Annotated in this window: 12 protein-coding genes; 2 read left to right on the forward strand and 10 right to left on the reverse strand. The window is 73.1% G+C overall.

What is annotated here, in order from left to right:
• Positions 1-16: 16 nt before the first annotated feature.
• Together GGQ55_RS28025 and metH are read right to left on the reverse strand one after the other, a co-directional pair.
• The gene (locus GGQ55_RS28025) at positions 17-430 is read right to left on the reverse strand and encodes a response regulator transcription factor (protein WP_366490022.1); all 414 of its coding nucleotides are present in this window, start codon (positions 428-430) and stop codon (positions 17-19) included.
• A 56-nt stretch (positions 431-486) separates the two neighbouring features.
• Positions 487-4,281 (reverse strand): methionine synthase, encoded by a 3,795-nt coding sequence (gene metH / locus GGQ55_RS22450; RefSeq protein ID WP_179720568.1) that lies wholly within the window; start codon positions 4,279-4,281, stop codon positions 487-489.
• Between the two features lie 239 nt (positions 4,282-4,520).
• Between metH and GGQ55_RS22455 the strand changes: the two genes are divergently transcribed.
• Complete coding sequence (locus tag GGQ55_RS22455) at positions 4,521-5,381, forward strand: PAC2 family protein (protein ID WP_179720570.1); 861 nt, start codon at positions 4,521-4,523, stop codon at positions 5,379-5,381.
• Between the two features lie 198 nt (positions 5,382-5,579).
• Here GGQ55_RS22455 and GGQ55_RS22460 read toward each other — a convergent pair whose 3' ends face one another.
• Both GGQ55_RS22460 and mshC read right to left on the reverse strand, forming a co-directional pair.
• The gene (locus GGQ55_RS22460; protein WP_179720572.1) at positions 5,580-6,620 is read right to left on the reverse strand and encodes an HD domain-containing protein; all 1,041 of its coding nucleotides are present in this window, start codon (positions 6,618-6,620) and stop codon (positions 5,580-5,582) included.
• A 2-nt stretch (positions 6,621-6,622) separates the two neighbouring features.
• Positions 6,623-7,861: a cysteine--1-D-myo-inosityl 2-amino-2-deoxy-alpha-D-glucopyranoside ligase gene (gene mshC / locus GGQ55_RS22465; RefSeq protein ID WP_179720574.1), complete on the reverse strand. Its 1,239-nt coding sequence runs from the start codon at positions 7,859-7,861 to the stop codon at positions 6,623-6,625.
• Between the two features lie 63 nt (positions 7,862-7,924).
• Between mshC and GGQ55_RS22470 the strand changes: the two genes are divergently transcribed.
• Positions 7,925-8,641 (forward strand): maleylpyruvate isomerase family mycothiol-dependent enzyme, encoded by a 717-nt coding sequence (locus GGQ55_RS22470; RefSeq protein ID WP_179720576.1) that lies wholly within the window; start codon positions 7,925-7,927, stop codon positions 8,639-8,641.
• Positions 8,642-8,645: 4 nt separating this feature from the next.
• Here the strand turns inward: GGQ55_RS22470 and GGQ55_RS22475 are convergent, their stop codons facing one another.
• From GGQ55_RS22475 to GGQ55_RS22500, 6 genes are read right to left on the reverse strand one after another with little or no spacing between them, the layout of a single operon-like run.
• The gene (locus tag GGQ55_RS22475) at positions 8,646-9,032 is read right to left on the reverse strand and encodes a VOC family protein (protein ID WP_366490025.1); all 387 of its coding nucleotides are present in this window, start codon (positions 9,030-9,032) and stop codon (positions 8,646-8,648) included.
• Entirely contained in the window at positions 9,029-9,415 is a 387-nt protein-coding gene (locus GGQ55_RS22480) for a VOC family protein (RefSeq protein WP_179720578.1), read from the reverse strand. The genes GGQ55_RS22475 and GGQ55_RS22480 overlap by 4 nt, the downstream gene beginning before the upstream one ends.
• 38 nt (positions 9,416-9,453) lie before the next feature.
• Positions 9,454-10,212, reverse strand: a complete 759-nt coding sequence (locus GGQ55_RS22485; RefSeq protein ID WP_179720580.1) for an SCO1664 family protein — start codon at positions 10,210-10,212, stop codon at positions 9,454-9,456.
• Positions 10,213-10,222: 10 nt separating this feature from the next.
• Complete coding sequence (locus GGQ55_RS22490) at positions 10,223-10,774, reverse strand: DUF3090 family protein (RefSeq protein ID WP_179720582.1); 552 nt, start codon at positions 10,772-10,774, stop codon at positions 10,223-10,225.
• Between the two features lie 51 nt (positions 10,775-10,825).
• The gene (locus GGQ55_RS22495; protein ID WP_179720584.1) at positions 10,826-11,524 is read right to left on the reverse strand and encodes a histidine phosphatase family protein; all 699 of its coding nucleotides are present in this window, start codon (positions 11,522-11,524) and stop codon (positions 10,826-10,828) included.
• A gap of 15 nt (positions 11,525-11,539) precedes the next feature.
• Entirely contained in the window at positions 11,540-12,370 is an 831-nt protein-coding gene (locus tag GGQ55_RS22500; RefSeq protein ID WP_179720586.1) for an undecaprenyl-diphosphate phosphatase, read from the reverse strand.
• Positions 12,371-12,495: the final 125 nt, after the last annotated feature.

A 12,495-nucleotide genomic window follows, 5' to 3' on the forward strand; every position in this document is an offset into this window, starting at 1 on the left:
GCCGATCGCGGCGGACCTAGGGGCGGACCGTCGTCGCCGCCACCTGACCGAACGCCCGGCGGACCTGCTCGGTCAGCGCGGCGACGGCGAAGGGCTTGGTCACGTAGCCGGTCGCGCCGGCGCCGAACAGCGCGGCGCGGTCCTCCGCCGAGTCCCGCGCGGTCACCATGATCACCGGCAGCGCCGGGGAGGAGGCCCGGATCCGCCGCAGCACGGTCAGCCCGTCCAGGTCGGGCAGCATCGCGTCGAGCAGGACGACGTCCGGCGCCCGCTCCCGGACCGCGCGCAGCGCCGCCTCCCCGGTGCCGGCGGTCCGCACGTCCCAGCCCTCGTAGGCGCAGACCATGGCCAGCAGCTCGCGGATGGCGGGCTCGTCGTCCACGACGAGGACGCGCCAGGGCGGCGCAGCGGGATCGGGCACGGCCGGCACGGGGCTACGGTGCCCCGCCCGGCTGTGCCGCGGCTGTGCGGCGGTTCTGCGCTGCCCTACTCGTCCTCGGTGCGGTAGCCGAGGTTCGGCGCGAGCCACCGCTCGGCCTCGGCGACCGTCCAGCCCTTGCGCCGGGCGTAGTCCTCGACCTGGTCGCGGCCGATCCGGCCGAGGTTGAAGTACCGCGACTGCGGGTGCGAGAAGTACAGCCCGCTCACCGCCGCGCCGGGCCACATGGCCATGCTCTCGGTGAGCTCGATGCCGGCGGTGGCCTCGACGTCGAGCAGCTGCCAGATCGTCTGCTTCTCGGTGTGCTCGGGGCAGGCCGGGTAGCCGGGCGCGGGCCGGATGCCGGTGTACTTCTCGGCGATCAGCGCCTCGTTGTCGTGCACCTCGTCCGGCGCGTAGGCCCAGAACTCCTTGCGCACCCGCTCGTGCAGCCGCTCGGCGAAGGCCTCGGCCAGCCGGTCGGCCAGCGCCTCGAGCATGATCGCCGAGTAGTCGTCGTTGGCCTTCTTGAACTCGGCGACCTTCTCCATGGCGCCCAGCCCCGCGGTGACGGCGAAGGCCCCGACGTAGTCGCGCAGCCCGGTCTCCTTGGGCGCGACGAAGTCGGCGAGGGACTTGCGCGGCGAGCCGTCGCGGCCCTCCGTCTGCTGCCGCAGCTCGTGCAGATGCGCCCGGACGGCGGTGCGCGACTCGTCGGCGTAGACCTCGATGTCGTCGCCGTCCACCCGGTTGGCCGGGAACAGCCCGAACACCCCGTTGGCCCGCAACCAGCGCTCCCGCACGATCGTGTCGAGCATCGCCTGCGCGTCGTCGAACAGCCGACGGGCGGCCTCCCCCGACGCCGGGTTGTGCAGGATGTCGGGGAACCGGCCGCGCATCTCCCAGGCCAGGAAGAACGGCTGCCAGTCGATGTACTCGCGCAGCTCCTCGAGCGGGTAGTCGTGGAAGGTCCGCACGAACTGGGTGACCTCGCCGTGCCGGTGGTCGCACTCGGGCCCGGTGCAGACGTCCTTCGACTGCTGCACGAGCATCCGCGGCCGCGGCGGGTGGTAGCCGGTCCAGTCGATCGGCGTGCCCGCCGACCGGGCCTGGGCGATCGGCAGCAGCTTGCGCGAGTCGGTGCGGGCGGCGTGCCGCTCGCGCAGCACCTCGTAGTCGGCCGCGGTCTCGGCCAGCAGCTTCGGCCGCCGCTCGTCGGAGAGCAGGTCGGCGACCACCGGCACCGAGCGCGAGGCGTCCTTCACCCAGATCACCGGCCCGTGGTAGCGCGGTGCCACCTTGACCGCGGTGTGCGCGCGCGAGGTGGTGGCGCCGCCGACCAGCAGCGGGATCTCGAAGCCCTGCCGCTCCATCTCCGCGGCCAGGTGGACCATCTCGTCCAGCGACGGGGTGATCAGGCCGGACAGCCCGACGATGTCGGCGCCCTCCTCCTTGGCCGTGTCGAGGACCTTCTGCGCCGGCACCATGACCCCGAGGTCGATGACCTCGTAGTTGTTGCACTGCAGGACGACGCCGACGATGTTCTTGCCGATGTCGTGGACGTCGCCCTTGGCGGTGGCCATGACGACCTTGCCGTTGCTGCGCTCGGCGTCGCCGGGCTGCCGCTCGGCCTCGATGAACGGGATGAGGTGGGCGACGGCCTTCTTCATGACCCGCGCGGACTTCACGACCTGCGGCAGGAACATCTTGCCCGCGCCGAACAGGTCGCCGACGACGTTCATCCCGTCCATCAGCGGGCCCTCGATGACCTCCAGCGGGCGGCCGCCGCGGGCGGCGATCTCCAGCCGGAGCTCCTCGGTGTCACTCTCGGCGAACTCGTCGATCCCCTTGACCAGGGCGTGGGTGATCCGCTCGGCCACCGGCAGCGAGCGCCACTCCTGCGACTCGGCCTCCTTGGCCGCGCCGTCGCCGGCGAACTCGCCGGCGATCTCCAGCAGCCGTTCGGTCGCGTCGTCCCGGCGGGCGAGGATCACGTCCTCGATGCGCTCGCGCAGCTCGGCGGGCACCTCGCTGTACACGTCGAGGGCCCCGGCGTTGACGATCGCCATGTCCAGGCCGGCGGCGATCGCGTGGTAGAGGAACACCGAGTGGATCGCCTCGCGCACGCGGTTGTTCCCGCGGAAGGAGAACGACACGTTGGACACCCCGCCGGAGACCAGCGCGCCCGGCAGGTTCTCCTTGATCCAGCGGGTCGCCTCGATGAAGTCCAGCCCGTAGCGGGCGTGCTCCTCGATGCCCGTGGCGACGGCGAAGATGTTCGGGTCGAAGATGATGTCCTCGGCCGGGAAGCCCACCTGCTCGGTCAGGATGTCGTAGGCGCGCCGGCAGATCTGCGTCCGCCGCTCGAGGGTGTCGCCCTGCCCCTGCTCGTCGAAGGCCATGACGACGACGGCGGCCCCGTACTTGCGGCACAGCCGGGCGTGCTCGACGAAGACCTCCTCGCCCTCCTTGAGCGAGATGGAGTTGACGATCGGCTTGCCCTGCGTCGTCTTGAGGCCGGCCTCGATGACCTCCCACTTCGACGAGTCGATCATCAGCGGCACGCGCGAGATGTCGGGCTCGGCGGCGATGAGCTTGGTGAAGCGGTCCATCGCCTCGACGCCGTCGATCATCCCCTCGTCCATGTTGACGTCGATGACCTGCGCGCCGGCCTCCACCTGCTGCCGCGCCACCGTCAGGGCCGTCGGGTAGTCCCCGGCCTTGATCAGGTTCCGGAAGCGCGCCGAGCCGGTGATGTTGGTCCGCTCGCCGACGTTGACGAACAGGCTCTCCTCGGTGACCGACACCGGCTCCAGACCCGAGAGGCGCAGCGCCGGGCGGTGCTCGGCCGGGGTGCGCGGCGCGGCGCCGTCGACGGCGGCGGCGATCGCCGCGATGTGCTCCGGGGTCGTCCCGCAGCAGCCGCCGACCACGTTGACGAACCCCGCGGCGGCGAACTCGGCGAGGACCTCGGCGGTCTGCTCCGGCGTCTCGTCGTACTCGCCGAAGGCGTTGGGCAGCCCGGCGTTCGGGTAGCAGGAGACGAAGGTGTCGGCGACCCGCGCCATCTCCTCGATGTAGGGCCGCAGCTCCTTGGCGCCCAGGGCGCAGTTCAGGCCCACCAGCAGCGGCGCCGCGTGCAGCACGGAGTGCCAGAACGCCTCGGTGACCTGCCCGGACAGCGTGCGGCCGGAGGCGTCGGTGATGGTCCCGGAGATCATCACCGGCCACCGGCGGCCGCGCTCCTCGAACAGCGTCTCCAGCGCGAAGATCGCCGCCTTGGCGTTGAGCGTGTCGAAGATCGTCTCGACCAGCAGCAGGTCCGCGCCGCCGTCCACCAGCCCGTTCGCCTGCTCCAGGTAGGCCGCGACCAGCTCGTCGTAGCTGACGTTGCGGGCGCCGGGGTCGTTGACGTCCGGCGAGATGGACGCCGTCCGGTTGGTCGGGCCGAGCGCGCCCACGACGTACCGCGGCTTGTCGGGTGTGGCCACCGCGTCGCAGGCCGCGCGCGCCAGCCGGGCCGACTCCAGGTTCAGCTCGTACGCCAGGTCGGACATCCCGTAGTCGGCCAGGGAGATCCGGTTGGCGTTGAAGGTGTTCGTCTCGAGGAGATCGGCGCCGGCGTCGAGATAGCGCCGGTGGATGCCGTCGATCAGCCCGGGGGCGGTGATGCTCAGCAGGTCGTTGTTGCCGCGCAGGTCGGTGGGCCAGTCGGCGAACCGTTCCCCGCGGTAGGTGCCCTCGGCCGGTCGCTCCTGCTGGATCGCCGTCCCCATGGCGCCGTCGAGGACCAGGATCCGCTGCCGCAGCAGCGCGGTCAGCTCGGCGGTGGCGTCCGGTCGCAGGCTGGAGGTGTCGGGCATGGCTGTCCTCGGTCGTCGAGCGGGCAGTTCCCACTGCGGCATCGGGCGCCAGGGCTCCGGCACTCCGACGGGCTTCTCGGCGCCTCGTCGTCCCCGAACAACGCGCCCATGGTCTCACGTCCGGCCGCGATCCGGGACCGCCCCCGCGGATCCACCGGTCGGGGGAACCTTTTCCGCCATGCGCCTCGTTCGTCCCAGCAACCCGTGCGGTGTCGGCCGACCGACGTAGGCTCGGAGAGGTGATCGACCCCAAGCCGAGCTCTGAGGACCTGCCCCGGCTGACCGACGCGGTGGCGGTGGTCGCCTTCGAGGGCTGGAACGACGCGGGGGATGCCGCGACCGGTGCCGTCGAGCACCTCGAGCTGATCTGGGACGCCACTCCGCTGGCCGCGCTGGACCCCGAGGACTACTACGACTTCCAGGTCAACCGCCCGACGGTCTCGCTGGTCGACGGTGTCTCCCGGCGCGTCGAGTGGCCGACCACCCGCGTGTCGGTGGCCCGCCCCAAGGACAGCCCGCGCGACGTCGTCCTGATCCGGGGCATCGAGCCGAACATGCGCTGGCGGGGCTTCTGCGAGGAGCTCATCGAGATCTGCCGCGAGCTGGACGTGCACACGGTGATCGGCCTGGGCGCGCTGCTCGCCGACACCCCGCACACCCGCCCGACCCCGGTCAGCGGGTCGGCCTACGACGCCGAGGCCGCGCAACGCTACGGTGTCGAGACCTCGCGGTACGAGGGCCCGACCGGCATCCTCGGCGTCTTCCAGGACGCCTGCGTGCAGGCCGGGCTGCCGGCGGTGAGCTTCTGGGCCGCCGTCCCCCACTACGTCTCGCAGCCGCCCTCGCCGCGCGCGACCGTGGCGCTGCTGCAGCGGGTCGAGGAGGTCCTCGAGCTGACCGTGCCCATGGGGGCGCTCCCGCAGCAGGCCGACGAGTGGGTCAAGACCGTCGACGAGATGGCCAACGAGGACGCCGAGGTCGTGGAGTACGTGCGCTCGCTGGAGGAGCGCGCGACCGAGGACGACCTGTCCCGGGCCAGCGGCGACTCGATCGCCCGCGAGTTCGAGCGCTACCTCCGCCGGCGTGGGAGTGCCAACTGAGCGCGGTTCCGCGCGCCTGACCGCGGGCCCGCCCGCGGCCGAGTGAGCAGTTGCGGTCGCCTGCGCCGGCGTGTCCTGGCGTGTCGGCGCCCTCAACTGCGCACTCGGCGCCACCAGCCGCGCGGCTGACGCCGCGAAAGAGTTGGGGATAACGGTCGATTTAGCACCATGTCGACACGGCGACGAGTCGGTTGGTCGTCAGCTGGTGCGCAGCAGCGGCGTCATCCGGGACGCCGCGTCGTCGTCGAAGAGCCGGTCGTGCATGGCCAGGGCGAACCGGTCGGTCATCCCCGAGACGTAGTCGACGACCTGGGTGACCGGGTCGGCGGAGGTGTCCCGGTAGCTGGCCGGGATCAGCTCGGGTTGGGCGAGGTGGTGGTCGACCAGCCGGCGGATGACGTCGATGGCGACGCCCTTCTGCCCGACGGCGGTCGGCGACTCGTAGACCCGCTCGAACATGAACGCCCGCAGCTCGTGCATGGCCTCGAGCGCGTCGGGCGCCATGACGACGACGCCGGCCTCGTTGCCCGGCGACAGGCTGCCGTCGATCACCGCGTCGATCATCGCCCCGACCATCTGGCTGCCCGGCTCGCCGAAGACGGCGCGGGTCCGGGCGGGCAGGTCGGCCGGCTTCATCACGCCCGCGCGGACGGCGTCCTGCGCGTCGTGCGAGAGGTAGGCGATCCGGTCGGCGTAGCGCACGCACTCGCCCTCCCGCGTGGACGGCGGCGGGGTGATCTTCCAGCTGTGCGCGCGGATGCCGTCGCGCACCTCCCAGGTCAGGTTGAGCTGCTCGAGCACCTCGGCGATCCGCACCCCCTGCGCGGCGTGGTGCCACCCGCCGGGCACGTAGGGGTCGAAGGCCACCTCGCCGATGTGCCCGAACGGCGAGTGCCCCAGGTCGTGGCCGAGCGCGATGGCCTCGGCGAGGGTCTCGTTGAGCCCGAGCGTGCGGGCCAGCGACCGGGCGACCTGCATGACCTGCAGCGTGTGGGTCAGCCGGGTGACGAAGTGGTCGCCGTCGGGGTTGAGGAAGACCTGCGTCTTGTGCTTGAGCCGGCGGAACGCCTTGGCGTGCAGGATCCGGTCGCGGTCGCGCTCGAAGGCGGTGCGCAGCGGGTCCTCCGGCTCGGCGACGGCCCGGCCGCGGGTGTCGGTCGACCGGACGGCGGCCGGTGCCAGCGCCCGCTCCTGCGCCTCCCGGGCGGCCCGGTCGGTGAGCCGGAACGGACCCGCCATCGCTACAGCTCGACCCCGAGCAGCGCGTCGACGGCGTCGCGGACCAGCACCGGCGCGCCGTCGTCCTCGGTGTCGCCGGCCAGCGTCGCGGCCGCCCACGCGTCGACGACGGCGATCGCGCCGGGGCTGTCCAGGTCGTCGGAGAGCCGCTCGCGCAGCGCGGCGAGCACCGGGGCGCCGGCCGCGCCCGCGCTCGCGCCGACCGCGCGCCGCCAGGTGGCCAGCCGCTCCTGCGCCGCCCGCAGCACGTCGTCGGACCACTCGCGGTCGACGCGGTAGGAGCCGGACAGCAGCGCCAGCCGGATCGCCATCGGGTCGACGCCGTCGCCGCGCAGCCGGGAGACGAAGACCAGGTTGCCGCGGCTCTTGCTCATCTTCTCGCCGTCGAGGCCGATCATCGCCGCGTGCACGTAGGCCCGGGCGAAGGGCTTGGTCGCGGTGAGCGCCTCCGCGTGCACAGCGGAGTACTCGTGGTGCGGGAAGACCAGGTCGCTGCCGCCGCCCTGGACGTCGAAGCCCATGCCGATGGTCTCCAGCGCGATGGTGGCGCACTCGATGTGCCAGCCGGGGCGACCGGAGGTGCCGCGCGGCCCGGGCCAGGACGGCTCGCCGGGGCGTTCGCCGCGCCACAGCAGCGGGTCCAGCCGGTTGCGCTTGCCGGCCCGGTCGGGGTCTCCCCCGCGCTCGGCGAAGTAGGCCAGCATCGTCGGCTCGTCGTAGCCGGACTCGCTGCCGAACCCGGGGGCCTGGGCGACGTCGTGGTAGACGTCGCCGGTGCCGTCGGAAAGGACGTAGGCCAGCCCGGCGTCGAGGAGGTCCTCGATGTGGGCGACGATCCGCGGGATCGACTCGACGGCGCCGACGTAGTCGTCCGGCGGCAGCACGCGCAGCGCGGTCATGTCCTCGCGGAACAGCGCGGTCTCGCGCATGCCCAGCACGATCCAGTCCTCGTGGTCGCGCTCGGCGCGCTCGAGCAGCGGGTCGTCGATGTCGGTGACGTTCTGCACGTAGTGGACGGCGTGCCCGGCGTCCCGCCACAACCGGTTGACCAGGTCGAACGCGAGGTAGGTCGCGGCATGGCCGAGGTGCGTGGCGTCGTAGGGCGTGATGCCGCAGACGTACATCCGCGCGGTGCTCTCGGGGTCGGTGGCGACCACCTCGCCGCGGGAGGTGTCGTGCAGTTTCAGCGCGGGGCCGGTCCCGGGCAGGGTCGGCAGCAGCGGGGCGGGCCAGGAGAGCACGACGTCGAGCCTAGATGCGGCCACCGACACGGGACGTCACTGCGGGGCCCTACGGTCTCGACCATGGAGCTCGACGAGTACCTGCCGGTGCTGCAGCGGACCAACAAGCGCTTCGCCGAGGCGGCCGCCGGCGCCGTCCGTGCGCACGGCTGGCGGGCCCGCGTGCCGGGCTGCCCCGACTGGGACGTGGCCGACCTGGTCTGGCACCTCGCCGAGGTTCAGCACTTCTGGGCCTGGATCGTGGGCAGCCGCGCGCAGGACCCGTCCGGCTACGCCGAACCCGACCGCCTCCCGGACGACGAGCTGCCGGCTTTCCTCGCCGCGTCGTCGGCCGAGCTGGAGGCGGCTCTGGACGGCGCCGAGCCCGCCGAGCCGGTGTGGACCTGGGCGCCGCGGCGCGACGTCGCGTTCGTGCTGCGCCGGCAGGTGGTCGAGGCGGTGGTGCACACCGCCGACATCGAGCTGGTGCTCGACGACCTGCGGCCCATCCCGGCCGACGTCGCCCTCGACGCGATCGACGAGTGGCTGGAGATCGAGCTGCCGGCCGCGCTCCCCGACGGCCCGCCGGCCGGGGCGCACCCCGTCGTCCTGCACGCCGTGGACGCCGACGCCGAGCGCACCCTCTTCCCGGGCACCCGTCCCTTCCCCATCGCCGCGCTCACCGGCAACGCCGGCGACCTGCTGCTGGCGTTGTGGCGGCGGGTCGGGATCGAGGTGCTCACCGTCGACGGCGACCCGGCGACGGCCGCGGCGATGCTGAACCTGGTGACGCTGGAGTAGCCGCTCAGGGCCAGGTGGTCGCGTGCCGCTCGAACGCAGCGCCGGTCTGGACGCCGACGACGCAGAACACCAGGCCGGCGGGGTCGGTCATCTGCCAGAAGCGGCCCATGTCCGCCGTCCGCCTGGCGCCGAGCGCCTCCAGCCGGGCCACCTCGGCGGGGATGTCGTCGGTCTCGACGTCGACGTGCCAGCGGGGCGGCGTCCCCTCCCCCGTGCGCTGCGCCTCGACGTGGAACCCGCCGGCGAAGGCGCCGAGCGAGGCCCACTGCGGGGCGGCCGCGTTGCGCTCGACCTCCCGGCCGGTCGCCGCCGCCCAGAAGGCCAGGCCGGCGGCGTGCGACTCCGGGGGGAGGTCGAGCAGCAGGATCGCCAGGCGGCTGCGGTGGGTCACGGCCAGGTGGCCGCGTACGTCTCGAAGGCGGCGGAGTCCTGGACCGGGACGACGCAGAAGACCAGGCCCGCCGGATCGATCAGCTGCCAGAAACCGCCCATGTCGGCGTGCCGCTTCGCGCCCAGCTCCTCCAGCCGGGCGACCTCGGCCTCGACGTCGTCGGTCTCGACGTCGACGTGCCAGCGCGGCGACGTCCCCTCCCCCGTCCGCTGCACCGAGACGTGCCACCCGTCGACCAGGTCGCCCAACGAGCTCCACTCGGGCTCGTCCGGATCGGTCGGCGCGGGGCGGCCCGTGGCCCCGGACCAGAAGTCGCGGCCGGCGTCGTGCGTCTCCGGCGGCAGGTCGAGCAGCAGGACGGCCAGGCGGGAGCGATGCGGCATGCGGCGCATCCTGCCGTGCCCCACCGACAACGCGCTGCTCAGAAAGGTGGCCAGGGCAGGGCGGGCCAGTCGCCGGACGGCTCGGGGTGCCGGCCCGTGCGCAGCAGCTCGGCGACCCGCTGCTGCGTGCGCCGCACCTCCCGGCGGGTCAGGTGCTCGTGCAGCGCCTCGCCGAGGTCGCCGAGCAGGTCGACCTGCAGCTTCTCCAGCACCGTCACCGCCTCGTCGGGCAGCGGCTTGCCGGCCCAGCGCCACAGCAGGGTGCGCAGCTTCGGGTCGACGGAGAAGCAGATGCCGTGGTCGACGCCGTACACGTGCCCGTCGGGCATCGGGATGATGTGGCCGCCCTTGCGGTCGGCGTTGTTGACGACGGCGTCGAACACCGCCATGCGCCGCAGCCCGGGGTGATCGCGCCGGACGAACGCCCCCAGGTCGACCGAGGCGTCGCCGTCCATCCAGAGCTGCACCATGCCGGAGCCGAACGGCCCGTCGCGCAGCACGGTCGGCGGGACGATCCGCCAGCCGGTCGCCTCGGAGACCAGCGCCGCGGACACCTCGCGGCCGGCGAGCGTGCCGTCCGGGAAGTCCCACAGCGGCCGCTCCCCCGCGACCGGCTTGTAGATGCACTCGGCCTCGAGCGTGCCGGTGCGGATGGTCCCGACGAGGGTCACGTTGGAGGCGTCGAGCATCCGCCCCTCGACGTCGATCTGGCCGTCGAGCAGCAGGGTGCGCGCCTCCGCGTCGTCGGCCGGGGGACGCAGGTCGCTCGGGGCGACCGGCTCACGGGACTCGCTCATGGTGCGCCGTTCAGCGGCGGTAGCCGTTCTGCCGCGGGCAGACATGGCCCGCCGGGTCGAGCGGCAGGGAGCACAGCGGGCAGGAGGGGCGACCGGCGGCGACGACCCGGCGGGCGCGGGCCACGAACGACCGGGCCGCGCCGGGGGTGATGGTGACCCGCAGCGCGTCGGGGCCCTCCTCGGCGTCGGAGAGGATCGCGTCCTCCTCGATCGGCTCGTCGCCGGCGGCCACGGCCTCGACCACGACGGCCTGGGCCTCGGCGTCCCAGGCCAGGCCCATGGCGGCGACCCGGAACTCCTCGTCGATCGGGGAGCTCAGCGGCTCGAGGTCGTCGACGTCGGCGTCCGGGGGGATGACGGTGTTGGCGCGGGCGGCGACCTCGTCGAGCAGCTCGTTCATCCGGTCGGCCAGGATCTGCACCTGGCTCTTCTCCAGGGCGACGCTGACGACGCGGCCGGCGGTGTCGGAGGCCTGCAGGTAGAAGGTGCGGTCTCCTGGCTGGCCCACTGTCCCGGCGACGAAGCGACTCGGACGATCGAAGAGGTGGACCTGGCGTGGCACGCGCCCCAGGTTACGCGGGCATCGGGCCAGGTCCAGCCGACGACGCGAGCCTCATGCGGTGGAGCCGGCCCCGCCACCGACGACGGCGTCGGAGGACCGCGGCCGGCGCCGGCCCTTCCTCTTGGGCGGGATCAACGCAGCGACGTCGCCGCCGGTGTCGTTCATCCGGACGACGAACGGACGGGTCTCGGTGTAGGCGATCACCGAGATCGACGCGGGGTCGGCGACGATCCGCTGGAACGAGTCCAGGTGCAGCCCCAGCGCGTCGGCGAGGACGGCCTTGATGACGTCGCCGTGGGTGCAGGCCAGCCACACCGCGTCGGGGCCGAGCTTGGCGTTCCACTCCCGGACGGCGGCGACGGCCCGGGCCTGCGTCTGCGCGAGCCCCTCCCCCTCCGCGCCGGGGAAGACCGCGGCGGAGGGGTGCTGCTGCACGACCTTCCACAGCGGCTCCTTGACCAGCTCCTTGAGCGGGCGCCCGGTCCAGTCGCCGTAGCGGGCCTCGCCGAGCCGCTCGTCGGTCTGCAGCGCCAGCGCGCGGCCGGCTGCGACGGCCGAGGCGGTCTGCACGCAGCGCTCCAGCGGGCTGCTCACGACGGCCGCGAGCGGCACCGGCGCCAGCCGCGCGGCCACCGCCTGCACCTGCGCCTGGCCGGTCTCGTCCAGCCCGATGCCCGGGGTCCAGCCGGCCAGGACGCCGCCGGTGTTGGCCGTCGTCCGACCGTGGCGCAGCAGGATCACCGTGGTCACAGGCGGAAGCCTAGGTCAGTTGGGAGCCAGGACCCCGGCGCCGACCAGGCCGAGGACCAGCAGGCCCAGCACCACCCGGTAGACGACGAACGGCGTGAAGCTGCCCCGGTTCAGGTAGCGCAGCAGCCAGGCGATCACCGAGAGGCCGACGAAGAAGGCGATGACCGTTGCCAGGATCGTGGGTCCCCAGTCGACCGCAGGCCCCTGGTGGTCGCCCTTGAGCGCGCTGTAGGCCTCGTAGAAGCCGGACCCGAGCACGGCCGGGATGGCCAGCAGGAACGAGTACCGCGCCGCGGCCGCCCGGGTGTAGCCCAGGAACAGACCCATCGTGATCGTGCCGCCCGAGCGCGAGACGCCCGGGACCAGCGCCAGGGCCTGCGCCAGCCCGTACAGGACGCCGTCGCGCACGGTGAGGTCGGAGATCTCGAGCTTCTTGCGGCCGATGCGGTCGGCGGCGTAGAGCACGAGGGAGAACGCGACCAGCGCGATCGCCACGATCCGCAGGTCGCGGAACGTCGTCTCGATCCGGTCCTTGAACAGCAGGCCCAGGACGACGATCGGGATGCTGCCGAGGATGATCAGCCAGCCCAGGCGGGCGTCGGGGTCGTTCTTCCGCTTCCCGACCAGCGACAGCACCCAAGCGCTCACGATCCGGGCGATGTCGCGGCGGAAGTAGAGGACGACGGCGGCCTCGGTCCCGATCTGCGTGATCGCGGTGAACGCCGCCCCGGGGTCGTCCCAGCCGAACGCCGCCCCGACGATGCGCAGGTGGGCCGACGACGAGATCGGCAGGAACTCCGTCAGCCCCTGGACGAGGCCCAGGACGACGGCTTCGAACCAGCCCATGCTCAGCCCCTCACGGTGGGGACGGCGGGCACGGGCGCAGAGGCGAGAGGCACGGGGCGTCAGGGTAGGTGGCCCCGCTGTGTGATCCGGCACGCCGCTCCGGGGGTGGGGACGGTCACCGGCTC

Origin of the sequence: Petropleomorpha daqingensis, assembly GCF_013408985.1 — a bacterium.
Classification (GTDB): domain Bacteria; phylum Actinomycetota; class Actinomycetes; order Mycobacteriales; family Geodermatophilaceae; genus Petropleomorpha; species Petropleomorpha daqingensis.

Coding starts and splice junctions, on each gene's coding strand:
- GGQ55_RS22500 (WP_179720586.1), bottom strand. CDS start 12,370: ATGGGCTGGTTCGAAGCCGTCGTCCTGGGCCTCGTCCAGGGGCTGACG.
- metH (WP_179720568.1), bottom strand. CDS start 4,281: ATGCCCGACACCTCCAGCCTGCGACCGGACGCCACCGCCGAGCTGACC.
- GGQ55_RS22470 (WP_179720576.1), top strand. CDS start 7,925: ATGGAGCTCGACGAGTACCTGCCGGTGCTGCAGCGGACCAACAAGCGC.
- GGQ55_RS22460 (WP_179720572.1), bottom strand. CDS start 6,620: ATGGCGGGTCCGTTCCGGCTCACCGACCGGGCCGCCCGGGAGGCGCAG.
- GGQ55_RS22485 (WP_179720580.1), bottom strand. CDS start 10,212: ATGAGCGAGTCCCGTGAGCCGGTCGCCCCGAGCGACCTGCGTCCCCCG.
- GGQ55_RS22480 (WP_179720578.1), bottom strand. CDS start 9,415: ATGCCGCATCGCTCCCGCCTGGCCGTCCTGCTGCTCGACCTGCCGCCG.